Consider the following 25,592-nt stretch of genomic DNA (forward strand, 5'->3'; position numbering starts at 1 on the left):
AAGCCTAGAAGCGCTATACAGCCCTCAAAATCAACTTATTTTTCGCCAGAATTAGACAATTACTATTATTATAACACGAAACAGCATGAAAAATCTAGTCACCATATCGGCTATCAATACTTGCGAACTTATTATGCTCTTTAATAAAAAGCAATTCCACCGTTCCACGACTTCCTGAACGGTTTTTTTCAATAATGACTTCGACTTTATTATCTTGTGGCATTTCTTCTTCATCTTCGTCGTCGCCCGCGCGATCATAATAATCATCACGGTACAAGAAAGCAACAATATCGGCATCCTGCTCAATTGACCCCGACTCCCGAATATCAGACAAAACTGGTCGCTTATCTTGCCGCTGCTCAACTCCCCGAGAGAGCTGTGAGAGGGCAATGACAGGCACTTTCAATTCTTTGGCCAAGATTTTCAACTGTCTGGAAATCTCCGAAACTTCTTGTTGGCGATTTTCTCGACCTGTTCCCGAAATCAACTGCAAATAGTCAATCACAATCAAGCCGAGGTTTTGCGTTTCCTGTGCCAACTTGCGCGAACGCGCTCGAATCTCCGAAATCTTAATCCCTGGCGTATCATCAATGTAAATACTCGCCCGTGACAAGGTTCCTGTCGCCATGAAATAATCATTCCACTCTTGGTCATTGAGCTGACCAGTCCGCAGATTATGCGAGTCAATGGATCCTTCGGCGGCAATCATCCGACTCACTAAGCTCTCAGCCCCCATTTCCAAAGAGAAAATGGCAACTGTTTTGTCTTGCTTAGTTCCGATATTTTGCGCGATATTGAGAGCAAAAGCAGTTTTACCCACGGCAGGCCGTGCCGCAAGGATAATCAATTCCTCCTCATGCAGGCCCGTCGTCATATTGTCTAAAGCAGGATAACCTGTGGCAATCCCTGTAATATTGGATTTTTGTTGAGCACGCTGCTCTAAATCATCCATATGAATCGCCAAAACCTCAGAAATTTTCTTGAAACCATTGGTATTTCTGCCTTGTTGGACATCAATCAGACTTTTTTCAGCCTGAGCCAAGATATCATCGGCTGGCGAATCTTGTTCGTAAGCTTTTTCAACGGATTGTGTCAAATGGTTGATGAGCTGACGCAGCAAAGATTTTTCAGCAACAATTTTCGCATAATAAGCCGCATTCGCTGCTGTTGGTGTCGCTGTGGCAAGTTCGGCAATATAGGCAATCCCACCGATTGTGTCCAGCTCCCCCTGATTTTCCAGATGCGAACGAATCGTTAGCACGTCAATTGCTTCACGTGCGTCTGACAATTTTTCCATTGCTCGAAAAATAATTTTATGAGCATTCTTGTAAAAATCATCCGAAGTCAAAAATTCTTTGATTTCAACGAGTCGATCGCCATCCAAAAAAACAGCTCCAAGTACTGCTTGCTCAGCAGCTAAATCTTGTGGCGGTGCTTTTATGAGGTCAATTTCGGGCATCTTAGGCCTCGCTTATTTTAACTTTAATCACTGCGGTCACGTCATGATGAAGTTTTACGGGAACATCTTTTGTGCCCAAGGCTTGAATTTTGTTAATCAATTGGATTTTGCGTTTGTCCACAGGGACATTGTATTGGGCTTTGAGCGCTTTGGCAATGTCTGATTTGTCCACAGCACCAAATGTACGGCCTGTGTCCCCTGTTTTCATCTTGATTTCAACTACTACATCGTCTTTTTCAAGGGCATTTTTGAGCATTTTAGCTTCAGCAAGGTCTTCTTCTTCTTGACGTTTTTTAGCTTTCTTTTGTGCTTCAACGGCTGCAAGAGAAGCGCTTGTAGCAGGTTGTGCTTGTTTTTGCTTAATCAAGAAATTAGCAAATCCTGCTGGAACTTCTTTGACTTCGCCTTTTTTACCACGTCCTTTAACATCTTCTAAAAATACAACTTTCATTTTTCATTCTCTCTTTCTTTTAACACTTCAATTAAATCTGCTTGAACTTCTTCAATATTTTTTTCGTAAATCTGCGTGGCGGCATTGTTGAAATGTCCACCTCCACCCATTTTTTCCATAATGGTTTGGACATTGAAGCCATTGCGCGAACGCGCCGATACAGAAATAAATCCATTAGGATGTTTCGTAATCGTAAAGGAGGCCGAAACGCCTGCCATATCGAGCAAGGTATCTGCGGCTTTGGCGGTCGAAATATTATCATATTTCTCATGATTCAAGCCCAATCCCAAAGCAATTCCTGGGGAGATCATTTCTGAATTAAGGACGATTTCATTGACTTTTTTATATTTTTCAAAATCAGTCGCCATAATCATCTTAATCAAATCATTATCAGCGCCGCGTGAACGCAGGTAAGCTGCAGCTTCAAAGGTTCTAGCTGTCGTTGCTTTGGTGAAATTCTTGGTGTCCATCTCAATCCCTGCAAGCACTATGCTGGCTTCAATGGTGGACATCTTACGTTGATTATTATCGTGGAACTGCAAAATTTCCACGGTCAATTCACTTGCCGAGCTGGCTGAGGATTCAATGTATGACAGCAAAGCGTGCTCTGGAAAATCATCGTCACGTCTGTGATGGTCAATCACCACGAGTTTTTCAAATGATTTATAAAAATCAAGATTGAGGGTTTGACTGGTTTTTGAGTGATCGACCATGATGAGCAAGGAATTTTTCTTTTTCAGGGTTTGGGCTGTTTCCAGACGGACAATGTGTGAAAATCCATCTGATGATTCGTTCATTTTATCAATCGCCCGCTGAACATCGGGTAACATTTGTTCTGGATCATAAACCACGAAAGCTTCTTTTCCAGTCATGTTCGCAAAGGCCTTCATCGCAACTCCAGCACCTAAAGCATCCATGTCAGTGAAACGGTGTCCGACGATGAAAACATCCTCAGCTTCAGCAATAATTGTTCGTAGGGCCGTAGAAATCGCCCGCGCTCTAGTCCGACTTTTTTGCGTCCGACTTTCAGAATTTCCCCCAAAATAAACTGGACGAGCTTGGGGAGTATTTTCACGTAAGACCACTTGGTCGCCACCGCGCACTTGCGCCAACTCAAGATTATTCAAAGCGACGCTACCTATGGTCGGAAAATCATTCCACCCATAAGCGACACCAATTGACAAAGTCAATGGAATTTCTTTTTGCGCTGAATTTTCTCTAAATTCTTTGAGAACGATAAATTTATCATTGATCATTTTTTCTAAAATTCGATAATCACAGAAAAAATAATGACGGCTACTGTTGATTCGACGCAGGTAAACGCCATATTTATCCGCAAATTCTTCCAGAAAACCAGCGATAAAACTATTGATTGCGGTGCGACCACTGTCTGTGATCAAATCTGTCGCATCATCATAATTATCCACAGAAATCGCACCAATTACCGCACGACTTCCATTAAATTCTGACTTGAAGGTCACTTCTTTGGTTGCATCAATTAGATAAATCAAATTTTTATCAATATCCAATTCAGCAACATATTTTTGCTTTCCAATCGCAATATACTGGTCATCATTGGCGTTTTTCAAAATCCGTTTGATGTCCTCGCGGTTGAGTACTTGGTCATTTCCTTTAAAAATCATATCCACAAAAGGATTAAACCACTCTGGTTCAAAATTTTGATTATTAAAACGAATGACCCCTATGGGCATATTGTCCAAGGTTGCATTGAGCGAATTTTCGGCGTCATCATTGATTTTACGAATGAAATCATGGCGACGTAGCTGATAATTATGGGCTTGCCCCAACAAAATCATCGTAATCACTACGTTCAAAATAAGCAGATAAATCGTAATTGACCAGCGAGTCGCCGAAAAAACGACAACCAAACTTTCAATAATTTGGACGATAATCATAATGATAACAATGACAAGCGGTGAAAACCGACGAACAAAGTTCATAATCGTACTCCTTTTCTCTATTTTAGCACAGCATGGGAGAAACTTAAAGAATCCTTGCGGTTGAGTCGAAGTTTTGCTGAAAATTTACTGACAAATCCTTTACTTTTTTACTGACGTAATGGTTTTGACCTCTTTTTATCTGGCTTACGAGTTCACTGTTTCCAATTTGGCCGTCACAATTGATGTGACTTTTTCGTCAGCATTTTCTCTAGCTTTCGTCAGCATTTTTTTCACTTGCGTCAGCGAATCAGCAAATTCGTCAGCAGCTTGTTGGTTCATACCAAAGCGATTGTCTTTGATGGCCCAGACTGTTGCACCAGCTGATTTTCCTGCTTGAATTCCTTTTTCAGAATCTTCAATAACCAAGCTTTCACTAGGCTCCACCTGCAACTGGCGCATCGCTGAAAGATAGATTTCTGGATTAGGCTTAGATTCTTTAAAATCATTTCCCGACAAAATCACATCAAAATAATCCCGCAAGTCATGTGTATCAAGCATCAAGTTGATATCTGTCATTGAAGAACTGGAAGCCAGTGCAATTTTCAGCCCCGCCATCCGTAGATCATCCAAAAGCGCGCGCACGTCAGGAAATAAAAGTTCTGCGTAAGGCATCGGATTGGCATTTTTGTAAATCTCATACTCCATTTGAAGTTTTTGAGCTTCGGCCACATCAAAATCTGTCCCCAAAATTCGAGGCCAGATATCCTTCATATTTCCACCAATAAAATCACTCGGTTGCAAATGCGCAATCGAAATCTGATGGCTACCAAAAAAATCTTCACGACGTTGCAAATAATAGCGCTCAGTGTCAACGAGGACACCGTCCATATCAAAAATAATAGCTTTAAATTTCATAGCCTTATTATAACACATTTAGTTAAGCGCTGTTTCAGTTGGCAATTTTTTTTGCTCGACTTTTGCTTTTTTCTTCTTATTTTATAAAAATGATTTTTAAATTCGTTAATTATTGAAAATTATCAGAAAATTAGCTATAATAAATCAAATTATAGTTTAGCTAGAAAGGCCATTTGAAGTGAAAGTTGCAAAATTTGGGGGATCATCCTTAGCATCAGCGGCACAAATCAAGCGCGTTTTTGATATTGTCCGCTCAGATAGTAAGCGAAAATTTATTGTCGTTTCCGCACCAGGAAAGCGCTCAAGCGCCGACACAAAAGTCACCGATCGTTTGATTAGCTATTACCAAGCCTATCAAAAAAATAATCTATCAGAAATCAAGATACAACAAGATTGGATCATTGCACGCTATCAAAATATTTATGAAGATTTGGGATTGACCAGTAAAATTCTTGAGGAAATTACTGCAAATATCAAAAATTTGACAGACTTAGCGCTGGATAGTCCTTTTACCTATGATGCTTTTTTAGCTGCTGGTGAGAACAATAACGCTAAGCTCATTGCTGATTATTTCACTGCAAATGGGCTTCCAAGTCGCTATGTTCATCCAGCAGATGCAGGGATTCGCGTTTCCTCCGATCCTGGCAATGCTCGCCTTTTGAGCGGTGCTTACGAGCAAATCAAATACCTCAACGAGCTTGATGAAACATTGATTATTCCTGGATTTTTTGGAATGACCCTCGATGATGAAGTCTGCACTTTTTCACGCGGTGGCTCTGACATCACTGGTTCAATCATTGCTGCTGGAGTCAAAGCAGAACTTTATGAAAATTTCACGGACGTCAACGGCATTTATTCAGCCCATCCGGGGATTATCAAAAATCCTACACCGATTGCTGAGTTGACCTATCGAGAAATGCGAGAATTAGCCTACGCTGGCTTTTCTGTGTTGCATGACGAAGCCCTCGTTCCCGCTTATCGCGCGCACGTGCCTTTGGTCATCAAAAATACCAATAATCCTGAACACCCTGGAACACGAATCGTTGTCCAGCGCCAAACCAAAGGAAAACCTGTTGTTGGTATTGCTTCATCTAGCGAATTTTCTTCCCTCTATCTCAGTAAATATCTGATGAACCGTGAGGTCGGTTTCGGTAGAAAAGTTCTCTCTGTTTTAGAAAATCTCGGTGTACGTTTTGAGCATATGCCAACGGGGATTGATGATATGTCAATCATTATTCGAAGTCGCTATCTGACTCAGCCTGTTGCTAAAGCCGTGATTGCCAACCTCACCGAAAGCCTACACCCCGATGAGCTCTACATTGAACGTGATTTTTCAATCATCACCCTCGTTGGTGAAGATATGAAAGAACACGTTGGGGTGACTGCTCGAGCCTCTGCTGCCTTATCCGAAGCTGGAATTAGTATTGCGATGCTCTCGCAAGGTTCTAGTGAAGTTTCAGTGATGTTTGTCGTCAAATCAAAGGATGAAGAAAAAGCCCTTCAGGCCATCTACCCTGTCTTCTTTGAATAAGAAAAAAACAGCCTAGGCTGTTTTTTTTATTCTGTCTCTACTTTTTTAGAAGTACTAAAATTATCAAGGAGGTCTGGTACATTGATTCCCATTGTATCTAGGACATCAAGGCCTTGTTTTAGGCTTTCTTGCGACATTCCCAATATTTTCGATGACCCTTCTCCACCATAAATATTGATAGAATCCACTGCTTGCAGATTGCTTGAAACGCTGGCAACGATTTGAGGGAGAATCTCAAGTGCCATATTTAATTTGGCGGCATCATTCATTTTTTGCATCGCTTCGGCTTTTTTCTCAATGGCTTCAGCTTCGGCAAGTCCTTTAAGGCGAATCGCTTCAGCCTCGGCTTTACCAGTCGCTTCTATGGCCGTCGCATCAGCAAGGGCAGTCACTTCTCTTTGCTTTGCATTAGCTCGTGCTGTGGCTTCAATGGCCGCTGCTTCGGCTTGGGCTCTAACTTCCCGTTCACGCGCGTCGGCTTCGGCTTTAGCAATTTGTGCGGCTTTAGCGGCTTCAGCAGCCTTTACGACATTGGCTTCATTTTCTTGCGCTTTACGTAAAACTTCTTGGGTTTCAAGATCTGTTTCTCTTTGTTTTTTGATGATTTCGACTTGCATTTCTGCTTCAGTCGTTTCTTTTTTAGAAATGGCTTCTTGAATGGCATATGCTTGGTCGGCTGTGGCTTGAGCTTGATCGGCTTTAGCCTTGGCTTCGGCGGAGGCAATGGATTGTTCTTGTTCGTATTGAGCTAAATTGATTGCTTTTTCTTTTTGAGCATTGGCTACTTGAGTGGCAGCAAGGGCTTCAGCTTTTTGAGCATCTTGATCTGCAGCAGCTTTTTGAATCCGTGTTTCTTTGTCCGCATTAGCAACGGCAATGGCAGCTTCTTGTTGAACACGTGCCACTTCTTTTGCTCCCAATGCTTTGATATAATTTTGGTCATCTCGAATGTCATTGATAACGAAAGAGACAATGGATAGACCCATTTTTGATAGGTCTGTCCCCGCTTGTTGTTGGACTTCGATTGAAAATTTATTTCGATCTTCAATCAGCTCTGATACGGTCATCGTCCCCACGATTGCCCGCAAGTGTCCTCGAAGTACTTGGTCGGCCATTGCATCACGTTGTTCGTCTTTTTTACCTAAAAATTGTTCGGCAGCTGTGGCGATATCTTGTAAGGTTGATCCGACTTTAATCATCGCTGTTGCTTCGACTGTCACGGGAATTTTATCTTTGGAAAGAACTTTTTCGGTCTTAATATCAATCGCTGCAGATTGCAAGCTTAAATAACGCGCATTTTGGAAAATGGGTAAAACAAACGTTCCTGAACCACGGACAACTTTAAGTTTATTTCCTTGGGAGTCTTTATTAACTCCGCGTGATCCTAAGCCTGAACCATAAACAATCAAGGCTGCTTGCGGGCCAGATTTTTTGTAGTTTGCTGCAATAATTCCCAAAATGATTAGGACAATAACCACGATGGCAATAACAATAATGTACAGTAGTGACATGATGAATTTCCTCCATAAAAATAATTGTAATTTACTTCTTAAAAAATGCTTTCTTGATAAGGAATCACATAGGCGATACCTGCTTTGGTTTCAATGATGAGTACTGTTGCCCCTGAGGGAATGCTGCTCACGCCTGCCTTGTTGGGGAGGTAGATTTTGGCTGGTAAGGCACGTCTGGATTCGTTGACGAAAGTCGTGACTACTTCACCTACGGCCTCGGGTGAGGCAAGTCCTGTGGTTAAAATTCCAGTCAACATTTCTTTTTCATCTGCGCGATATCTACGATCAGAAAATTTATTAAAAAGGGCCATTGCTGGAAGTAAGACAAGGGTGAGCAAAATGACAAGAATAACTAAAGTAATTAAGATAGTGATAATAACCATTCTGCCCTCCTGAAAACCGCTTTCACATTGATAGGTTTAATATGCCACTTTTTGAATGATTTGTCAATCAAAAATTAAATTTTTAATCTTTATTAGAGGCCTTTTTCTTGTTTGCTACACGTTTTTGGCGCTCGAGTTCTTTTTTGATTCTTCCTTCGGGCGCAAATTTTTCTGCCCAATCGTCTGGTTTTAGAACTTTATGAGTGACCGGATCAAAATGCGGGCGTCCATCAGGGAAAATTTTTCCCATATTTGCACGGTGAACCGCATTAAAAATTTCATAGGGGTCAACCCCAGCTAAAACCAGTGAGCCGTAGGTAAAATAGAGTAAATCAATCATCGCATCGACTTGACCGGTCAAGACGTCCTGTTCTGGTGCTTTTGTGCTGACTTTTTGTGTCGCTTTATCTATGTCTTTGTGAAGTTGGGCGATGAGTTCGGCAAATTTTTCTGGATGGTCTGCTGTGCTAGCATAGAGAAATTCGACGATTTCTTCGACTTTGAAGCCTGAACGAAAGCTAGCTTCTTGTGGCGAAAAAGCGCGTGGGATAACTTGAGTTTTTCCATCCATTAAGCGATGAAAATCTTTTACTTTATTGAAATTTTGGTCTTTGGAAAGGAAATCTTTTTCGGTAGAATATTGAATCAAGCCATAGTAAGCAAGGGCTTTGGCTATTCCGTCTTGGTTATTGGTGTCTGTCGTGTAGGCGGCAATTTCTTTGACAGCAGGGAGCGCATTTCCCATGGCCACGCCGTAGCCAACGCCTGCAATCATATCTTTATCATTTTCAGAATCACCAAAACAGATGACTTGGTTCAGTTCAAAATCAAATTGTTGGCCGAGTAGGGCAATGCCGCTCAGTTTACTAATCCCTGCTGGAATTAAGTCAACTGAATAAGGGTTACTCCGCGTCACTACAAGTTCGGGAAAGGCGGCTTGCAGTTTTGGCGTCTCGTCTTGGGTGACAACCATCATTGCTTGGTAAATGGCTCCATCTTGATTTTCTGCTAAATGAGAGTTTTGGGGCAAAATCCGGCGGACAATGTGTTTAAAACTATTGCGGGCAACTCCTGATGTGCCTGAGGGGAGAAGCCCTGATAAAAGTCCGGCTAATCTGGTTTCGCCAAATTTCAAGAGGCCTGATCCGGTCACGCCATGAGCGGTTCCAAGCGAAATTTCTGAATGATTTTGCGTAGCGTAAGTCATCAACTTTTTGAGGGTTTTGGGCTCCAAAGGGTTGTCAAAAATGACTGCTTTGGGGGTGAAAATGTACTGCCCATTATAGGTCACGGCAAAATCCATGTCCAAGTCTTCAAGTAAAGGCATGGCAAAAGCAGGCCCACGACCCGTTGCTATTCCTACAAAAATCCCTTTTTGGCGAAGTTCACGAATGGCTTTGCGGGTACTGTTTGCCACTCCTCGGGTCGAGGTAAATAATGTTCCATCTAAATCAAAAAATACTGCTTTTATTTTCATAATCATTCTTTTCTAGTTTACTTGGGTTGCTTTTTTCTATGATTAGATTATACAGTAATTTTAAAGCTATTTCATGCTTCACGAGTTCTTTTCTGGAACATTTTTGATATAATTTTTATGAAATGTTTTTAAATGGAAAAAATGAGGAACTGATGAAAAAAATCTTAATTCTCCACACGGGTGGAACGATTTCGATGGCGGAAGATGAAAATGGTCGTGTTTCCCCAAATGAAAATAATCCGATGAATGCTGTTAATATGCAGTTAGATGAGGTTGAACTTGTCTCAGAAGATATTTTTAATCTGCCTAGTCCGCATATTAGTTTGAGCGATATGCTGGTTTTGAAAAATCGGATTAAAAAGGCTTTTTTGAGTGAAAATTTTGATGGTGCGGTGATTACACACGGGACAGATACTCTGGAAGAGACGGCCTTTTTCTTGGATACGACTTTATCACGTGGAAAACCGATTGTTTTGACGGGGGCGATGCGTTCCAGCAATGAGTTAGGAACTGATGGGATTTATAATTTATTGACTGCTGTTCGTGTGGCTGCTGATTCTCATTCTTGGGGACGGGGAGTCTTGGTGGTGATGAATGATGAGATTCATTCGGCCCGCTATGTGACAAAGACGCACACGACGAATGTTTCGACTTTTCAAACGCCGACACACGGGCCTTTGGGGTTATTGACTAAAAACAAAATTATTTATTTTCATAAGGATAGTGAAAATCAGCATCTTGATGTGCATACGGTGCATGGAAATGTGCCGATTGTCAAGGCTTATGCGGGGATGACTGGCGAAATTTTGGATTTGCTTGATTTGACAAGTTTGGATGGGCTTGTGATTGAAGCCTTGGGGGCGGGGAATTTGCCTCCTGCTGCGAGTCAATCTTTGCAACGACTTTTGCAGGCTAATATCCCTGTGGTGCTGGTTTCACGCTGTTTCAACGGAATTGCCGAAGCGGTTTATTCTTATGAGGGTGGCGGTTCGCAACTTTATGAGGCGGGCGTGATGTTTGCTGATGAGGTTAATTCACAAAAGGCCCGACTGAAGCTTTTGATTGGCCTAAATGCGGGGCTAAATGACGCTTGCGAGTTGAGAAATTTCATGGAAAATTAAAAAATTTACTGACGAAAAGTTTCGTCAGTAAATTTTTTTGTTTTTGGCTTACTTTTTTACTGACGAAATTATTTTTTCAAATCCGTCAGCATTTTCTCTGCTTATAAGGCTGAATTTTGAGCTAGATTTGCTTGTAATTCTCGCCAAATTTGTTCATTTTCTTCTATTGAATACGAATTTGCCCCGGAAGCCAAGGCGTGTCCTCCGCCGTCATGGCGTTTGGCAATTTCATTGATGGGAACGATTTTTGAACGCATCCGCACGCGGAAATGTCCATCAGCTTGCTCGACAAAAATGGCCCAAGAATTGATGCCCCGAATATTGCCTGGAACACCGACAATGCTTGAAGTTTCAGCATCGCGCAAATCAAATTGTTTCAAGATGTCCTGCGTCAAAATCACGCGCGCAGCGCCATTTTCTGAAACTTGCATATTTTCATAAACAAAGCCTTGCAGGCGGGCAACTTTCATGTCAAATGACGCCATTTCTCGACCTAAAGCGGAGCGATCAAAATCATATTCTGCCAAGATTGAAGCAATTTTGAAGGTATTTGGCGAGGTTGCAGGATAGAGGAAACGGCCTGTATCGCCAATGATTCCAGCATAAAGCAAGCGAGCTGCTTGGGCATTGAGCCGCAAATTTGTAGCTAAAGCAAAATCTGCGACGATTTCAGAAGCTGAACTGCGCTCAGGCTCGACTAACTGCAAGTCTCCGTAGGCATCATCATTGGGGTGATGGTCGATTTTGATGACAAAATCAGCGGCTTGATAGCGCTCATCATCAATTCGAGGCTGGTTCGCCGTATCACAAATAATGCTCAAAAATTTCTCCTGCCCAGGCAGCTCAACCTGATCCATTTGCGTCAGATAGGTCAATGTTGGCTCATCGTAACCCACCGCATAAATCCGCTTGTCTGGGAAATTTTCACGCAAAATCGCCCGCAAACCTGCTTGCGAACCCAAGGCATCTGGATCTGGATTTTTATGGCGATGAATGAGAATAAGTTCATATTCTTTAATTTTTTCTAGGATTTCGTTCATTTTTTCTCGTTTTCTTCTTATTTTTAATTTCGTCAGCATTTTCTCTCGGTTTTTTGTTAGAGAATTTGCTGACGGAACGTGATTTTATTTTCGTCAGTATTTTTGGCAACTAACTGGCGCTTTTTCTACTGTAAAATTTAGGTCAGCTGAACATTGACCAAAACTTTGGCGACAATGGTATTGACATGATAAATTTCGCAATCGACCATTGCACCAATCCGGGTCTCCCCAATGACTTTGGGGTAAATTTCGAGGACATTGTCAATCGCTGCGGCACTCATCAGGTTAATGTTCAATGATTCAATGATAATATTGCGTCTGCGACGTTTGCTGAACACTCGCTGAACGACATGACTAATCAACTCGGCAAAAACGCCACTTGCCATTGTCCCGACACTATTGATCATAAAAGGCTCAACGGTCACTGTATAAGCTGACCCTTTCTCTGACAAGCAGTCGGCAATGTTATCACTGAAAGTATGCGCCACCTGACTATCTTCTTGAACTTTTTGCAGACTTTGAAGCAAGTCAGACTTGCTGATGATACCTGCATAAGTGTAATTATCATTGACCACAGGCATGATATCATAGCCTTCATAAATCATTTTTTGCGACACGCTGGCAACGGTCATGTTGGCTTTGGCAACTTTTGCGCGCGTCATCACTGTACTGATTTGCGTATCGCTGCCTTTATTGGTCACATCACGCATGGCAATGACCCCCACTACCACATTGTATCGATTGGTCACGGCAAAACGGCTATAATTCGTTCTTTTCACCAAATCCAAGAAATCTTTGACCGTATCTTCTTCACGCAAAGTCGCTCTTTTTTGATGAAAAACATCCCCAACCGTCACGACATCTTTTTTGATCAACTCATTTGATAAGGCATGACTGATGCGATTGGCCACCGTAAAAGTGTCATAACTCGTACGCATCAAAGGAATTCCCAGCTCATTGGCATAATCAATCACTTCTTGATCCACGTCAAAGCCACCCGTGACCAATATCGCATTTTGCTCTTGCAGTGCCAAACTCTGAATACTCTTACGATCGCCAACGATGACTAAACCATTCGGCACCAAATAACGCAGAAAAGATTCTTTTTGCATCGCGCAAATAATAAATTTACTAAATTCAACTTCCAGACCAGCCAAACCACCTAAAACGTCAGCATTAGCCACATCAGCAAGTTTAGCAAAAGTCAGACGGTTAGCCACTTTTTGCCCCTTGGTTGCCACACGAACCGTTCCCGAACGATCATTGACCGCAACTAAGCCAAGATTCTCAGCTGCTTTAATCGCACGATAGGCCGTTCCATCTGCCACCTTCATACGATTGGCAATCCCACGCACACTGACTTGCCGCCCAACTTCTAATCCTTCAATATAAGTTAGAATTTCCTCATGTTTTGACATAAAATTTAAATCTCCCCATTAAATCTATTTTTTGTAGAAGTGAGAAAATCTGCTTTTCTTCGCTCATATTTTTCAAAATTTCTGATTGAGCCACTGTATTGATGGGCTGCTTTAAACTTTTTCACCTGCTGATACCCTACTTTTTGTGCTACTTTTTGTGAAGCGCTATTTTCCTCATCAATCAATAAGTCCACTGTTTTTAAACCAAATTGCTCAAAAGAGAATTCCGTCAAAAGCTGCAAAGCTTCTGTAAGTAACCCCTGATTCCAGTAGGCTTCGTTCAAGACATAGCCTATCTCAGCGGTGCGTTTTTTCTCTGAAAGCTTCACAAAATGAATGCTACCAATCATTTTATGTTCACTTTTCAATTCTATTGCCCATTTTCCCAAAGGGTTTTTCATAAAATGGTTCGCAATAAATTCTCGCACTTCTTCCACTGATAAATGCGCTCCAAAAACAAATCTCATATTTTCAGGATTCCCCGAATAAGCAAACATTTCCTGCGCATCTTCTAGCCGAAAAGGGCGTAAGAGCAGGCGGCTGCTTTCAATCGAAGTAAATTCCGCTAATTTCACATAAATACTCATGTTTTTTCCTTTTTTGTGGACTCTCCTTTTAATTATAGCAGAAAATAAAGGCACTGTCCTTGCTGATATCAAGGCAAAATCTTATTTTTACTTTCCTTTTCTAAGCTGTGCTATAATTCTTATGGTAACTAAAAATGAATTATAAAAAAATAAATTTAAAAATAAAAAATCCCCTCGACTTTTGGGCAGCTTTTTCAGAGAGTGAGCGTTTTTTCTGGTATGATCGTCAGAGAAACCAGCTCATCATTGGCGCTGAGCGCTTAGCTTCCCTCAAACAGAACAAAGATAACTTCTCAGATTATCCCTATCTTTTTCATAGTCAAACTTTTTTTGAGCAGGTCAATCAGGAACTTTGGCAAGATTTTGGCGGTGAAACACTAGCTTTCAAACACTATTTTGTCCTAGAAAATCAAAGCTCTTTTTATTTAACCTGCGAAGCGCCTCGGTCTTTTCAAGAACAGAATTTTCCAAAGCTGACCCATCAAATCAGTGAAGAAAAAGCTGATTTTTCAGCTTGGAAAAGTCTTTTTGAAGCCATTCAAGAGAATTTTGCACAAGAAAAAAGTCAAAAAATTGTTGCGTCTCGCGAACTGAAATTTACAAGTGAAACTTCTTTTAATCTAGAAAGCATTTTGCAAAAGCTGAGTGACAATAATCCGGCTTCTTTTATTTTTGCCTATCAAAAAGAAGCTAAAATTTTTCTAGGGGCTTCACCCGAGATTTTGGTGCAAAAGAATGGCCCAGAGATTCTTAGCTATGCGCTGGCCGGTACCTTTCCTAAAACCTTAGAAAATGCGGGAGAACGCCTGCTCAATGACGCTAAAAATCTGGAAGAACACGCCATTGTCGTGCGCAAAATCCAGCAAAATTTGCTCGAAAAGGCAAAACAAGTGACGGTTGGAAAAACTGAAGTGATGGCATTGAAAAATGTGGTGCATCTCCGCACGCTCTTGAGCGCCAAAGATAATCAGCTTTCGCTGATTGATTGGGCAAGACATCTTCATCCCACTCCTGCCTTAGGTGGAGAACCTCGCCTCGAAGCCCTTCGCTTCTTGCGTGAACATGAGACACATGAACGTGGTCTTTACGCTGCTCCCTTAGGAATCATCGACCACGAAGGCAACGGAACGATGATTGTGGGGATTCGCTCAGCACTCATTGACCAAAAATCACTCTACGCCTATGCCGGCTGTGGCATTGTTCCCTCATCCAATCTTTTAGATGAATTTAACGAAACAAAGGTAAAATTAAAAACAATCTTAGAAGCACTCTGATGAGAATAAAGAGCGCTGATGTATTTGTAAGTAAAGGATAGCCATGACTAATAATTATTTAGCACCATTTGTCGATGAACTTTATCATCTAGGGATTCGTGAAGCTGTTTTCAGCCCTGGTTCACGTTCAACGGCGCTTGCTCTGCTTTTTGAAAACTACAATAAATTTGAGACATATGTCAATATTGATGAACGCTCTGCGGCTTTTTTTGCGCTAGGTATTGCTAAGGCCAAGGGGCGACCTGTTGTTTTGGTTTGTACTTCTGGCTCTGCAGCAGCCCATCATTTTCCGGCCCTGACCGAGGCTAAAATGAGTCAAATTCCTTTGATTGTTTTAACAGCAGATCGACCAGCAGAATTACAATTTGTTGGTGCGCCACAAACGCTTGATCAAACACGTCTTTTTGGTGATTTTGTCAATCATTTTGAAAATTTTGCTCCACCAGAAGCTGAAAATTTTTGGACTTATCCACGAAAATTGGCTCAGCGTGCTGTTTTGGCAACAAATAACCCTGCGGCTGGGCCTGTGCAAATCAATGTGCCTTTACGTGAACCCCTAGTTCCTGATTTAAATCCTGAACACTATCGAAAAGGACGTTCAGCTCAAACTTTTCAGATTGCCAAGGGAAAAATGTCTGCTTCTTTTGATGACACTATTTTATCTCGTAAGACCCTCATTTTAGCTGGGCCAAATCATTCGGCAACGTATGAACAAGCTCTGATTGACTTGGCTGAACGTTTAAAAGCGCCTATTTTGGCTGACCCTTTGTCCAACTTGCGAAATTTTAATCACCCTTATATTATTGATACTTATGATGCTTTTTTGGCTGATGAAACGCTTAAGCATGGCTTGAAAGCGGAGCTTATTTTGCTTTTTGGACAGATTCCTGTGTCAAAACGTCTGCAACAATTTCTCAATTTGCAAACTTCTGCTCATATCGTCCAAGTTGACCCTCAGCTCAGCTATCGAAATCCAGTGCAAACAACAACTTTCGTGGTACAAAGTGATGTTGAAACTTTTGCTAAAAGCATTCAAAAAGTGAATCTGGATAGCACTTATCTCAATGCCTGGCAAGAATTACAAGAGATTTGGCGCGCAAAACTGACTACTGTCAACCACGAAAACGCCGCATTTGAGGGGCGCTATGTCGGCATTTTGCAAGATGTTTTGACTTCTTATGACAGTCAGCTCATGGTTTCTAACAGTATGGAAATTCGTGATGTGGATTACTGGTGGCAAAAGCGTGATGCTCAGGTCAGGATTTTTGGCAATCGGGGAGTCAATGGGATTGACGGAACAGAATCGACGGCCTTGGGGCTGGCAACGACTGGAAAACCGACGGTACTTTTGACTGGAGATTTGTCTATGTTGCATGATTTGAATGGCCTGATTGTTGGTAAAACGCACCAATTGAACTTGACGATTGTCCTTTTCAATAATGATGGCGGTGGAATCTTCCAACATTTGGCGCAAAAAGGGCTCCCACATTTTGATTATCTTTTTTCAACACCGCATGGTTTGGACTTTGGAGCTTTGGCTCAATTAACTGGCTTGGACTATCATTCCATCAGTGATTATCCTGATTTTTCAAAAACTTTGAAAGAGGTTTTGACGGTAGCGGGTGTGCATTTGTTAGAAATTAAAACGGATAAAGAGCTGAGCCTCGCTTTACATCAAAAATATACAACATGACAAAATTTAGAGAAGAAATCATTGAAATTAAGGGACGCGCCTACGCGGTGAGACGTCACGGTGCGGGTAAAATCCTCTTTGCCTTGCACGGTTTTTCGGAAACTTCGGCAACTTGGGATGCCTTGGATTTGGCAGGTTATGAAATTTTTGCCATTGATCTTTTGGGACATGGAAAATCAGAAAAACCTGTGGATTTAGCAGCTTACCAACTCGAAAATATACTGACGGATTTGGCACTCTTATTTTCCAAATTGACAAAAAACAAGCCTTTTTCGCTCCTGGGCTATTCAATGGGTGGACGGTTGGCTTTGCGCTTTTGCTTGGCTTTTCCTGATGCGCCTGTTGAGCATTTGCTTGTGGAATCGGCAGGAGCCGGTCTAAAAACTGAGGAAGAACGCGCTTCTCGCCGGATTGCTGACGAAAAGTTGGCACGCAATATCTTGGCAAATGGCTCAGGCTGGTTTGCTGATTTTTGGGGTCAACTTTCACTTTTTGAGTCACAAAAAGCGCTCCCTCAAGCTGTGCAAGAAAGAATTTGGCAAAGGCGTGCTAATAATGTGCCTCTTGCCTTAGCTCAAACCTTGCGTGGGACTGGTCAGGGCGAACTTGCTGATATTTCAAATAAAATCAAAACACTCAAGCCCAACTTGCTTTATCTTTACGGTGAGCTGGATCACAAATACAGTCAAATTGCGAAAGAGATATTCGCTCCCAATCCCTCTGTGACAGTGATTGGGCTACCAGCTTGTGGGCATAATGCACATCTGGAAAATCCGCAACTTTATCAGCAAATCCTGCAAAACTATTTGGCTGAAAGCGTTTGTGATATAATAAAAAAAGACGATTAGAAGCTCAGAGAAATTGCTGACGAAACTTAATTCGTCTCATCAGGCAGAAAAAATGCTGACGAAAATCTTTTTTTACACAGGAGGCCGAGAGATTTTACTGACGAAAATCTTTTTGCTGTTCCTACGTCCCAAAAGTGCCTATTTCTCAGCAATCGTCATTTTTAAATTCAATTTTGGGAAATTTTACCCCAACCATTTATTTAAAGGAGAACATTCATGTCAAAATTTAACTGGGTGGCGCTTGAGCGCAACTATGAAGATATTATTTATGAAACTTATGATGGCATTGCTAAAATTACCATCAATCGTCCGGAAGTCCGCAATGCTTTCCGTCCTAAAACCGTCGTTGAAATGATTGATGCTTTTAGCATTGCGCGTGATGATACTAACATCGGCGTGATTATTTTGACTGGTGCAAATCATGGAAAAGGTGAAGATAAAGAAGCCTTTTGTTCTGGTGGTGACCAAAAAGTACGTGGAAATGGTGGTTATGTTGGTGAAGACCAAATTCCTCGTTTGAACGTTTTAGATTTGCAACATTTGATTCGGATTACACCAAAACCTGTCATTGCCATGGTAAATGGTTTTGCCATTGGTGGAGGTCACGTGTTACATATTGTTTGTGATTTGACGATCGCTTCTGAAAACGCAAAATTTGGTCAAACTGGTCCACGTGTTGGTTCTTTTGATGCTGGTTATGGTGCTGGTTTACTTGCCGCTATGGTTGGGCAAAAGAAAGCACGTGAAATCTGGTTCCTCTGCCGTCAATATACTGCCCAAGAAGCAATGGACATGGGAATGGTTAATACTGTTGTTCCATTTGACCGTCTCGAAGAAGAAACGGTTCAATGGGCCCAAGAAATGCTTGCCCTCTCACCAATGGCACTTCGTATGCTCAAAGGTTCAATGAATGCTGCAACTGACGGACTTGCTGGACTGCAACAATTTGCAGGAGATGCAACACTTATGTTCTATACGACGGATGAAGCTAAAGAAGGACGCGATGCTTTCAAAGAAAAACGCAAACCTGATTTTGATCAATTTCCAAAATTCCCATAAAAATTTCCCAAATTGCTGACAAAGCGTCTTTTTGACGCTTTTTGTGATTTAAAAGTTACTGACAGGATTTCCGTCAGTAAAAAAAGAGCCAGAAAGGAGAAAATTGAGTTCGCTCACAGCTTAAATAATGAAATGGTTAAAAAAACAGGCGGAACTTTATCCCCAAAAACACTTTTTAAATGACTCTACTTTTGCCCAAATCAATCAGGAAGTCAATAAGATGGCTGAACATTTGGCTCCTCTTATTGACAATCAATCACGGGTTGCGCTCCTTTCAGAAAACGCTGTTGAAATGGCGGTCGTTTTGTTTGCCTTGCTCGGTTTGTCAAAAGAAGTTCTTCTATTAAATACACACTTGACCGAATATGAACTAGCTGACCAAATCAATGAACTCGAGATTGAGACAGTCTTCACATCGGATTCACTGACAGAAAAAATTACTGACAGCATTTCTTTTTCGGAAATTTGGACTAGTAACCCTTGCCCTGTAAGTCTGTCAGCAGATTTTCCTGATGAAAAAATTGCGGTCATCATGAACACTTCCGCTACTACCGGAAAATTTAAATCTGTCCCTATTACTTGGGGCATGATTTCAAATCACGTCAAAGCCTCAAAGGAAACGCTTGGCGCTTACGACAATGATAATTGGCTTGTCATCTTACCCATGTTTCATGTCTCTGGACTTTCCATTATCATGCGTACTTTATATAATGCAACATCAGCGACCATTGTTGATAAATTTGATGAAAACCAACTTCTTGAAATGATCAATTCTGGGAAAATCAACATGGTTTCACTCGTCCCAACCCTTCTTACGAGAATTGCTGACAAATTGCATAGCAATAACTTACGTTTAATTCTACTTGGTGGTGAATTTATTCCCCAACCTTTAATCAAAAAATGCCAAGAATTAGGTCTTCCTATTTACAAAACTTATGGAATGACTGAAAGTTTTTCACAATCTGTCACTTTTAATATTTTAGATTTCCCTGATAAAACAAGCTCTGTCGGGCGGCCTTTACCAGGTGTTGAAATTGAGATTCGTCAAGCTGACCTTGCTGGCGTTGGTGAAATTTGGTTAAAATCTCCGATGTTGATGAAAGCTTACCTCGGCCAAAAGCCTTACGGCGCTGCTTTTGAAACTGGCGATATCGGTTACCTTGATGCGGACGGTTTTCTCTATCTGCTCAATCGCAGAAAAGATATCATTATTTCTGGCGGTGAAAATATTTACCCCAAAGAAATCGAAGATTTAGTTTATTCTCTTCCTGAAATCAAGGAATGCGCCCTTGTTGCTAAGCCAGATGTCAAGTGGGGACAAGTGCCAATTCTCTTCGTTTCAGGCAATATTTCCCAAGAAAAATTAGAAAACTTTCTCACTGAAAAACTGGCAAAATACAAACGCCCCCAAACCATCACTTTCATGGATGAATTGCCCAAAAATGCGTCTGGAAAAATCTTAAGAAAAGAGCTTAAAGGATGAGAATTGAAAAAATTACAATGTTTCATGTTCAACTCCCTATGAAATTTAATTTTAAGACCGCCAAAGGTTCCTTAAATCTCCGCGATACCATTATTATAAAAGTTGAAAGTCCTAACGGACTTTCGGGATTTGGTGAAGTTGTTGCTTTCACAACTCCTTTTTATACCTCAGAAACTTTTGCTGATTCTTGGAAAATCTTGGAAGAAACTTACCTGCCAGAAATTTTGCAAAAAGACTTCTCACACCCTTTTGAAATCCATGAATTTTTTAGAAATCCCTTACCGATGGCTCTGGCTGGACTAGAAAATGCACTTCTAGATTTGTATTTTAAAGAAAAAAATGAAAATTTAATTGCTGGACTTTTCCAAGAAAAATTAGCTGATAAAATCCCACGTGGTGCGGTGCTTGGACAAATGTCTGATGCGCAAACCATTAAGGAAATTGACCAACTTATTAACAGTGGCGTCAAAAGAATTAAATTAAAAATTAGTCCACAAATTGGGACTGACTTGATTAAAAATCTGGTCAAAAGCTATCCACAAATTACATTTGCTCTTGATGCCAATCGAAGTTTTCAACTGACAGACTGGCCAGTCATCAAAGAGCTAGACCAACTTGGTCTGGCTTGTATCGAAGAACCTTTTGATATCAAAGATTTATCCGAATTAAAATTACTGACAGAGCTGTCAGTGAACTTTTCAACGCCCATTTGCTTTGACGAATCCGTTCAAGATTTAGAAAGTCTAAAAATACTGACAGAACTTCCTTTTCAAACGATGCTCAACGTAAAAATAGGTCGTTTAGGTGGACTTTATCAAACGCAAAAAGCCATCGAATTTTGTAGACAACATCAGATTGGCTTTTGGATTGGCAGTATGGTTGAGTCTGGTATCTCAAAAATACTCCATGTCCAACTCGCCGCGCTTTCTGGAAATGCGATGGCTGGTGATTTATCCGATTCTAAGCATTATTTTGACATAGACCTCATTCAACCAGAAATTGCCTTTCCAAACGGTTGGATGACAGTCCCGACTGGCGCTGGTATCGGTCTGTCCGTTAATGAAGTCGCATTAGATCGCTACACTGTAAATAAATTGAGCTTGACCTCCTTGAAATGAACGAAAAAAATAAAAAACTGGAACCTGCACAAGTGCAGAACCACAGTTTTTTCCTATTTTTTCATCATTTCATGATAGTCGGTCTCACATCTTATTAAGGAGATTTTCCAATGAACATGATTGACCAACTCAATATCACAGATTTTCAACTTTTTACTGACGAGAATGCTGACAGTTCTGTCAGTAACAGCTATAAGTTCTCAAGTAAAATGATCCTCAGCGATTTTCATGCTCAACCGCACGGCTTTTTAAATGGAGGTGCAAGTCTTGCCCTCGCTGAAATCACAGCTGGTATGGCCAGTAATACCATCGGCTCTGGTCAATATTTTGCCCTCGGTCAAAGCGTAAATGCCAATCATCTCAATCCAAAAAAATGCGAAGGTTTCGTAAATGCCCGCGGTCTTCTTCTCAAAAATGGCAAACGTAACCACGTTTGGGAAATCAAAATCACTGATGAAAATGAAAAGCTCATCTCTCAAATCACAGTGGTCAATGCCCTTGTGCCTGTAAAAAAACTCTGACAAGATTAGTCAGAGTTTTTTTACATTAAACGATATTTTTTATTCGCGCTGCTTCTTTCGATTCTTGATGATTACGAAGGCCAACACAACAACCAGTGAAGCAACTACTGCACAAAAACCCTGTACGCTCTAATGAAGTTAGAAAGTTGTGGAGTCTCATAAACAAAAAAAGAGCACATAAGTCCCATACTTAGTGCTGCTACCGTCAGGTCCTGACACGCTTCGTAAGAAACTTATTGCTCCGAAGTCTATTATAACATAATTTATTTTTTTCGTCTATTTTTAAAGAAATCTTGCATGATTTTTGCACATTCGTCTTCTAAAATGCCTGATTCTACTTGTACGCGATGATTAAGCCGCTTATCTTCCAAAATTTGGTAAAGGCTGACTGTGCCTCCAAACTTAGGATTTGTCGCACCAAAATAAACTTGTGGAATACGTGCTAGCCCAATTGCCCCAGCGCACATCACGCAAGGTTCGATTGTGGCAAAAAGAGCACAATCAAGCAAGCGCCAATTTCCCACCGCCTGATTTGCCGCTTCAATCGCACAAACTTCAGCATGGTGTGTGGCCCGACCATCAAGTTCTCGCCGATTAAAATCACGCGCGATGATTTCGCCAGCTTTGACGATGACTACTCCGATTGGAACTTCTTCGTTATCCGCAGCTTTTTGCGCTTCTTTGAGCGCTTCATTCATGAAAAATTCTTTTTGATCGTGTGTAAATTCTTGAATCATTAAAGTTGCCACCTCATGTGTGGCTCAGCCAGATCAACTGGGATTTTTCCTGCCGCTTCCTGCGCTTCTTCAAGCAAGATTTTTAAATCACCAAATTGCGGTAAATGAGTCAAGACAAGCTTTCCAACAGCCGCACTTTTAGCGATTTCTCCTGCTTCAAGAGAGGACAGATGATTAGGCATTTTTGACTTTTCTTTAAAGAAATAAACATCTGCTAGCAAAAGGTCTGCCTCTTTTGAGAAGTCGACTAATTCTTCAAAATAACCAGTATCGCCCGTGTAAACCAAAACCTGATTTGTTTTGCGTTCGACAATACGCATGGCATAATTGACCACAGGATGCACTGTTTTTAAAAAGGTGATATCAAAAGGGCCAACTTTTGTGCCATTTTCGACGTCATAAACATGACCCTTAGAAACCTTATCCAAAGTCAGCTTTGAAAACTCATATTCATTTTCACCATGACCATAAATGGATAAAATCATCCCATCCCAACCGTCTTGTCCTAATGGATAGAGTTGACGATATTGACGAAGTGCGCCGAGGTCTGCGATGTGGTCTTCGTGGTAATGACTCAAAATGACGGCGTCAAGTTGGGTAGGTTGCAATTCATGTTCCAGCTCGGTCACTGCGCGTGAGCCACAATCCAAGAGCAGATTGAAGCCTGACTCTGACTGTAAGAGATAAGAAGTTGTGCCTGCGTCACGTGTAGGATAGCCACCCCAAACACCAAGTGCTGTTAATTTCATCTTTTCTCACTTTCTTTATTTTTATTTATTTCCATTATAGCAAAGTGCGAGAAATTTCGCTTGTTCGCTCTCTAGTTTGTTTCTAAATTTAATGTTGAAAATTCGAGTAAACTACTTCTCAATTTGCTGCTTTTTTGCTTAGTAAAAAGTCACTTCCAAATGTTGGATTAAGCTGAGACCTACTGATTTTTTGATAGCTTGGCTCTCTCTCCCATCACAGCGATCGCTTTATTTTTCTTTTTTCTATAACAGGATTGCTCTTTTTTGCAATTTTTTTAGTTTTTAGATTACTAATGCTATTTTATTGTAATTCAAGAAACAAAGGAGTATAATATGTAATAATGCAGTTTTGGAAAAAAGCTAGAAAGGAGCGAAAATGGCGATTTCCACCCACCAACTTGATTTAAACTATTGTTACGATATTTTTGATTTACTTGAGCGTCTACAAAAAAACGAAATGAAACGTCATGATTTACGCCGAGAAGCAAAGGCGGCGCTTGATGAAAAAGTTTCAACTTTGGCGAAAATCTATGCTTCTTTTTTCCCTTTTTTGCTGCTGGTTCTTTTTCTTTTAACTAAAGATACGGATTTGAAAGTCATCTCAGCGGCTGCACAGTTGAGTACTTTATCTGCTTTGATTATGTGTATTTTGATTTATGTTTTTATTGCTGGAACTTCATGGGCAAGCACTTATTTTATTTTTCTGACACTCTTTGAAAGGGGAAAATTGCGGTGGACTAAAAAACGAGTGAAATCCGCTATTTATACGGAGCTTCAAGATTCTAAAAATGCGCTTGGCCGTGAACATCTTGTCCTTATCACTGATGCTCACCTGCTCCATTCTCGCATTCCTGATGGTTTGTTAAATATTGCTGCACTGGGTTATTTGATTAAGAATTTGGAACAACATACTGATCGGACGCTTGAAGAACAGCTTGACCAGTTGAAAATAGACCTTGAAAATGATGAGTTTCGAAGAACGATTGAACCTGAAGGAAAGTCTTTGATTCAAAGAGAGCGTGAAAATCATTATTTAGACTTTTTAGCAGAAATTTTTGAGTAAAAAAAACGACGATTGTCGTTTTTTTATTTTGTTAATCCCAAATTTTATCAGCAATAGCTTTGATGTGACTTAGTTTTGCCCATTGTTCTTCTTCTGTCAAGTCATTTCCTTCTTCAGTTGAAGCAAAACCACACTGAGTTGAGAGGGCAAGATTTTCTAAAGGAACATATTTAGTAGCTTCGTCAAGGCGCTCTTGGATATCAGAAATGGCTTCTAATTCTGGGTGTTTTGAGGTGAAAACACCTAAAACGAGCAAAACGTTTTTGCGCTGATTCCAAATTTCTGGTAAAGGAGCAAAGCTTCCTGAACGAGCATCATCGTACTCTAAGAAGAAAGTGTCGTAGTTAAGTTGACCTAAATATTTGGCAACTGGTTCGTATGAGCCTTCAAAGAGATAGGTTGATTTGAAATTACCGCGACAGATGTGGGTTGATACACGCAAGTCTTCTGGTAAATCTTTCAAGAGTTTGTTGATGACATAGACAATGTCTTCACTCATTTTCACGTATTTTTCATGATTTGCAGGATCATCCAAAAGTCGAGCAATCAGATAAGCCCAAGTCGTATCGTCCAACTGAATGTAGCGTGCGCCAAGTTCGTAGAAATGCAATAATGTTTCGTGGTAGGCTTGTGCTAAATCATCTAAAAATTCTTCCCAAGTGCCATAAAATTCTGGCCAACGGTCTGAACGTCCATCACGATTTGGAATCAAAGATGGTGATGGAATGGTTACTTTTGGCTCTACACCGTCTGGTAGAACTGATTTCAAAAATTCAAAATCTGCAAAAAAAGGATGTTCAGGGTTGAAGGCAACTTTTCCTGTCAGCTGAATGTTGGTTGTGCGCGTTTTTGCACCGTGAAATTTATAAGAATCTTCTTGTTCGTAAGCTTCGACACCATTTAGCCCCCAGAGAAAATCCAAGTGCCACCAAGAGCGATTAAATTCACCATCAGTAACTGCTGCAAGTCCTGTGGCAGCTTCGTTTTTGACTAGATTTTTGATTTCTGCTTGTTGGACTTCTTTGAGTTTTTCCAGTGAAATTTCACCGGCATTGTAGGCTGCACGAGCTTCTTTGAGGGCCTGTGGGCGAAGAAAACTTCCAACGTGGTCAAAATGATAGTGAGTATGTGTCATAATAATACCTAGATTCTAATAATTTTTATTCTGTTTCTATTTTAGCAGACTGAATCTTGTTTGGTCTTCTTATTTTTTTATGTTGTTATGCAAATATTTAATGAAAAATCTTCGATTT

Annotated in this window: 23 protein-coding genes and 1 other RNA gene; 10 read left to right on the top strand and 14 right to left on the bottom strand. The window is 40.9% G+C overall.

From position 1 onward, the window contains the following. Positions 1 to 94: 94 nt before the first annotated feature. The 4 genes from dnaB to EQJ87_RS03540 all read right to left on the bottom strand — a co-directional run bounded on the left by dnaB (position 95) and on the right by EQJ87_RS03540 (position 4,726). On the bottom strand, positions 95 to 1,459 hold the full coding sequence (dnaB, locus tag EQJ87_RS03525) for a replicative DNA helicase (protein ID WP_130123366.1): 1,365 nt from the start codon (positions 1,457 to 1,459) through the stop codon (positions 95 to 97). A 1-nt stretch (position 1,460) separates the two neighbouring features. Further along, positions 1,461 to 1,910, bottom strand: coding sequence for a 50S ribosomal protein L9 (gene rplI / locus EQJ87_RS03530; RefSeq protein ID WP_130123367.1), 450 nt, complete (start codon positions 1,908 to 1,910; stop codon positions 1,461 to 1,463). Continuing rightward, positions 1,907 to 3,871, bottom strand: coding sequence for a DHH family phosphoesterase (locus tag EQJ87_RS03535; RefSeq protein ID WP_130123368.1), 1,965 nt, complete (start codon positions 3,869 to 3,871; stop codon positions 1,907 to 1,909). Before EQJ87_RS03535 ends, rplI begins: the two co-directional genes overlap by 4 nt. Positions 3,872 to 4,015: 144 nt before the next feature. Continuing rightward, positions 4,016 to 4,726 carry an HAD family hydrolase gene (locus EQJ87_RS03540; RefSeq protein WP_130123369.1) on the bottom strand — a complete coding sequence of 237 codons (711 nt, stop codon included), beginning with the start codon at positions 4,724 to 4,726 and terminating at the stop codon, positions 4,016 to 4,018. A 178-nt stretch (positions 4,727 to 4,904) separates the two neighbouring features. Between EQJ87_RS03540 and EQJ87_RS03545 the strand changes: the two genes are divergently transcribed. After that, the gene (locus tag EQJ87_RS03545) at positions 4,905 to 6,257 is read left to right on the top strand and encodes an aspartate kinase (protein ID WP_130123370.1); all 1,353 of its coding nucleotides are present in this window, start codon (positions 4,905 to 4,907) and stop codon (positions 6,255 to 6,257) included. Positions 6,258 to 6,283: 26 nt separating this feature from the next. Here the strand turns inward: EQJ87_RS03545 and EQJ87_RS03550 are convergent, their stop codons facing one another. From EQJ87_RS03550 to EQJ87_RS03560, 3 genes are all read right to left on the bottom strand, one after another. After that, a complete protein-coding gene (locus EQJ87_RS03550; RefSeq protein ID WP_130123371.1) occupies positions 6,284 to 7,768 on the bottom strand; it encodes a flotillin family protein in 1,485 nt (494 codons plus the stop codon). A 38-nt stretch (positions 7,769 to 7,806) separates the two neighbouring features. Then, the gene (locus tag EQJ87_RS03555; protein ID WP_130123372.1) at positions 7,807 to 8,151 is read right to left on the bottom strand and encodes a hypothetical protein; all 345 of its coding nucleotides are present in this window, start codon (positions 8,149 to 8,151) and stop codon (positions 7,807 to 7,809) included. A gap of 82 nt (positions 8,152 to 8,233) precedes the next feature. Further along, complete coding sequence (locus EQJ87_RS03560; protein ID WP_130123373.1) at positions 8,234 to 9,628, bottom strand: Cof-type HAD-IIB family hydrolase; 1,395 nt, start codon at positions 9,626 to 9,628, stop codon at positions 8,234 to 8,236. Between the two features lie 152 nt (positions 9,629 to 9,780). Here EQJ87_RS03560 and EQJ87_RS03565 point away from each other — a divergent pair, with 152 nt between their 5' ends. Further along, positions 9,781 to 10,749 (top strand): asparaginase, encoded by a 969-nt coding sequence (locus tag EQJ87_RS03565; protein ID WP_190289033.1) that lies wholly within the window; start codon positions 9,781 to 9,783, stop codon positions 10,747 to 10,749. Between the two features lie 101 nt (positions 10,750 to 10,850). Here EQJ87_RS03565 and EQJ87_RS03570 read toward each other — a convergent pair whose 3' ends face one another. The 3 genes from EQJ87_RS03570 to EQJ87_RS03580 all read right to left on the bottom strand — a co-directional run bounded on the left by EQJ87_RS03570 (position 10,851) and on the right by EQJ87_RS03580 (position 13,794). Beyond that, entirely contained in the window at positions 10,851 to 11,789 is a 939-nt protein-coding gene (locus EQJ87_RS03570) for a DHH family phosphoesterase (protein ID WP_130123374.1), read from the bottom strand. Between the two features lie 137 nt (positions 11,790 to 11,926). Next, a complete protein-coding gene (locus EQJ87_RS03575; protein ID WP_130123375.1) occupies positions 11,927 to 13,207 on the bottom strand; it encodes a DRTGG domain-containing protein in 1,281 nt (426 codons plus the stop codon). A 5-nt stretch (positions 13,208 to 13,212) separates the two neighbouring features. Beyond that, positions 13,213 to 13,794 carry a GNAT family N-acetyltransferase gene (locus EQJ87_RS03580; protein ID WP_130123376.1) on the bottom strand — a complete coding sequence of 194 codons (582 nt, stop codon included), beginning with the start codon at positions 13,792 to 13,794 and terminating at the stop codon, positions 13,213 to 13,215. Between the two features lie 134 nt (positions 13,795 to 13,928). Between EQJ87_RS03580 and EQJ87_RS03585 the strand changes: the two genes are divergently transcribed. The 7 genes from EQJ87_RS03585 (at position 13,929) to EQJ87_RS03615 (ending at position 21,790) form a co-directional block, all read left to right on the top strand. Then, positions 13,929 to 15,068 (top strand): isochorismate synthase, encoded by a 1,140-nt coding sequence (locus EQJ87_RS03585; protein ID WP_130123377.1) that lies wholly within the window; start codon positions 13,929 to 13,931, stop codon positions 15,066 to 15,068. Positions 15,069 to 15,111: 43 nt separating this feature from the next. Further along, positions 15,112 to 16,761, top strand: a complete 1,650-nt coding sequence (gene menD / locus EQJ87_RS03590) for a 2-succinyl-5-enolpyruvyl-6-hydroxy-3-cyclohexene-1-carboxylic-acid synthase (RefSeq protein WP_130123378.1) — start codon at positions 15,112 to 15,114, stop codon at positions 16,759 to 16,761. Continuing rightward, on the top strand, positions 16,758 to 17,609 hold the full coding sequence (gene menH / locus EQJ87_RS03595; RefSeq protein WP_130123379.1) for a 2-succinyl-6-hydroxy-2,4-cyclohexadiene-1-carboxylate synthase: 852 nt from the start codon (positions 16,758 to 16,760) through the stop codon (positions 17,607 to 17,609). The genes menD and menH overlap by 4 nt, the downstream gene beginning before the upstream one ends. 216 nt (positions 17,610 to 17,825) lie before the next feature. Next, complete coding sequence (menB, locus tag EQJ87_RS03600; RefSeq protein ID WP_130123380.1) at positions 17,826 to 18,668, top strand: 1,4-dihydroxy-2-naphthoyl-CoA synthase; 843 nt, start codon at positions 17,826 to 17,828, stop codon at positions 18,666 to 18,668. Positions 18,669 to 18,795: 127 nt separating this feature from the next. Further along, positions 18,796 to 20,151, top strand: coding sequence for an o-succinylbenzoate--CoA ligase (menE, locus tag EQJ87_RS03605; protein WP_130123381.1), 1,356 nt, complete (start codon positions 18,796 to 18,798; stop codon positions 20,149 to 20,151). After that, entirely contained in the window at positions 20,148 to 21,269 is a 1,122-nt protein-coding gene (gene menC, locus EQJ87_RS03610; protein WP_130123382.1) for an o-succinylbenzoate synthase, read from the top strand. Before menE ends, menC begins: the two co-directional genes overlap by 4 nt. A 110-nt stretch (positions 21,270 to 21,379) precedes the next feature. Beyond that, positions 21,380 to 21,790 carry a PaaI family thioesterase gene (locus tag EQJ87_RS03615; protein WP_130123383.1) on the top strand — a complete coding sequence of 137 codons (411 nt, stop codon included), beginning with the start codon at positions 21,380 to 21,382 and terminating at the stop codon, positions 21,788 to 21,790. A gap of 154 nt (positions 21,791 to 21,944) precedes the next feature. Here EQJ87_RS03615 and ffs read toward each other — a convergent pair. The 3 genes from ffs to EQJ87_RS03630 form a co-directional block, all read right to left on the bottom strand. Next, positions 21,945 to 22,043, bottom strand: an RNA gene (gene ffs / locus EQJ87_RS03620) — signal recognition particle sRNA small type. A 10-nt stretch (positions 22,044 to 22,053) separates the two neighbouring features. After that, positions 22,054 to 22,527: a tRNA adenosine(34) deaminase TadA gene (tadA, locus tag EQJ87_RS03625; protein WP_130123384.1), complete on the bottom strand. Its 474-nt coding sequence runs from the start codon at positions 22,525 to 22,527 to the stop codon at positions 22,054 to 22,056. Beyond that, positions 22,527 to 23,276 (bottom strand): MBL fold metallo-hydrolase, encoded by a 750-nt coding sequence (locus EQJ87_RS03630; RefSeq protein ID WP_130123385.1) that lies wholly within the window; start codon positions 23,274 to 23,276, stop codon positions 22,527 to 22,529. Before EQJ87_RS03630 ends, tadA begins: the two co-directional genes overlap by 1 nt. A 376-nt stretch (positions 23,277 to 23,652) precedes the next feature. Here EQJ87_RS03630 and EQJ87_RS03635 point away from each other — a divergent pair, with 376 nt between their 5' ends. Next, positions 23,653 to 24,339, top strand: coding sequence for a hypothetical protein (locus tag EQJ87_RS03635; protein WP_130123386.1), 687 nt, complete (start codon positions 23,653 to 23,655; stop codon positions 24,337 to 24,339). Between the two features lie 31 nt (positions 24,340 to 24,370). On the opposite strand, the gene EQJ87_RS03640 is transcribed toward EQJ87_RS03635, so the two are convergent. Further along, positions 24,371 to 25,474 (bottom strand): vitamin B12 independent methionine synthase, encoded by a 1,104-nt coding sequence (locus tag EQJ87_RS03640; RefSeq protein ID WP_190289034.1) that lies wholly within the window; start codon positions 25,472 to 25,474, stop codon positions 24,371 to 24,373. Positions 25,475 to 25,592: the final 118 nt, after the last annotated feature.

Origin of the sequence: Lactococcus sp. S-13, from assembly GCF_004210295.1 — a bacterium.
In the GTDB taxonomy this organism is placed as follows: Bacteria; Bacillota; Bacilli; order Lactobacillales; family Streptococcaceae; genus Lactococcus.

What these genes read in the sequence shown, in the direction of transcription:
- rplI (WP_130123367.1), bottom strand. Translation starts at nt 1,910, where the DNA reads ATGAAAGTTGTATTTTTAGAAGATGTTAAAGGACGTGGTAAAAAAGGC.
- EQJ87_RS03615 (WP_130123383.1), top strand. Translation starts at nt 21,380, where the DNA reads ATGAACATGATTGACCAACTCAATATCACAGATTTTCAACTTTTTACT.
- menC (WP_130123382.1), top strand. Translation starts at nt 20,148, where the DNA reads ATGAGAATTGAAAAAATTACAATGTTTCATGTTCAACTCCCTATGAAA.
- tadA (WP_130123384.1), bottom strand. Translation starts at nt 22,527, where the DNA reads ATGATTCAAGAATTTACACACGATCAAAAAGAATTTTTCATGAATGAA.
- EQJ87_RS03540 (WP_130123369.1), bottom strand. Translation starts at nt 4,726, where the DNA reads ATGAAATTTAAAGCTATTATTTTTGATATGGACGGTGTCCTCGTTGAC.
- EQJ87_RS03550 (WP_130123371.1), bottom strand. Translation starts at nt 7,768, where the DNA reads ATGTCACTACTGTACATTATTGTTATTGCCATCGTGGTTATTGTCCTA.
- EQJ87_RS03640 (WP_190289034.1), bottom strand. Translation starts at nt 25,474, where the DNA reads ATGACACATACTCACTATCATTTTGACCACGTTGGAAGTTTTCTTCGC.
- menB (WP_130123380.1), top strand. Translation starts at nt 17,826, where the DNA reads ATGTCAAAATTTAACTGGGTGGCGCTTGAGCGCAACTATGAAGATATT.
- dnaB (WP_130123366.1), bottom strand. Translation starts at nt 1,459, where the DNA reads ATGCCCGAAATTGACCTCATAAAAGCACCGCCACAAGATTTAGCTGCT.
- EQJ87_RS03570 (WP_130123374.1), bottom strand. Translation starts at nt 11,789, where the DNA reads ATGAACGAAATCCTAGAAAAAATTAAAGAATATGAACTTATTCTCATT.
- EQJ87_RS03560 (WP_130123373.1), bottom strand. Translation starts at nt 9,628, where the DNA reads ATGAAAATAAAAGCAGTATTTTTTGATTTAGATGGAACATTATTTACC.
- menH (WP_130123379.1), top strand. Translation starts at nt 16,758, where the DNA reads ATGACAAAATTTAGAGAAGAAATCATTGAAATTAAGGGACGCGCCTAC.
- menE (WP_130123381.1), top strand. Translation starts at nt 18,796, where the DNA reads ATGAAATGGTTAAAAAAACAGGCGGAACTTTATCCCCAAAAACACTTT.
- EQJ87_RS03585 (WP_130123377.1), top strand. Translation starts at nt 13,929, where the DNA reads ATGAATTATAAAAAAATAAATTTAAAAATAAAAAATCCCCTCGACTTT.
- EQJ87_RS03535 (WP_130123368.1), bottom strand. Translation starts at nt 3,871, where the DNA reads ATGAACTTTGTTCGTCGGTTTTCACCGCTTGTCATTGTTATCATTATG.
- EQJ87_RS03635 (WP_130123386.1), top strand. Translation starts at nt 23,653, where the DNA reads ATGGCGATTTCCACCCACCAACTTGATTTAAACTATTGTTACGATATT.
- EQJ87_RS03630 (WP_130123385.1), bottom strand. Translation starts at nt 23,276, where the DNA reads ATGAAATTAACAGCACTTGGTGTTTGGGGTGGCTATCCTACACGTGAC.
- EQJ87_RS03580 (WP_130123376.1), bottom strand. Translation starts at nt 13,794, where the DNA reads ATGAGTATTTATGTGAAATTAGCGGAATTTACTTCGATTGAAAGCAGC.
- EQJ87_RS03555 (WP_130123372.1), bottom strand. Translation starts at nt 8,151, where the DNA reads ATGGTTATTATCACTATCTTAATTACTTTAGTTATTCTTGTCATTTTG.
- menD (WP_130123378.1), top strand. Translation starts at nt 15,112, where the DNA reads ATGACTAATAATTATTTAGCACCATTTGTCGATGAACTTTATCATCTA.
- EQJ87_RS03565 (WP_190289033.1), top strand. Translation starts at nt 9,781, where the DNA reads ATGAAAAAAATCTTAATTCTCCACACGGGTGGAACGATTTCGATGGCG.
- EQJ87_RS03575 (WP_130123375.1), bottom strand. Translation starts at nt 13,207, where the DNA reads ATGTCAAAACATGAGGAAATTCTAACTTATATTGAAGGATTAGAAGTT.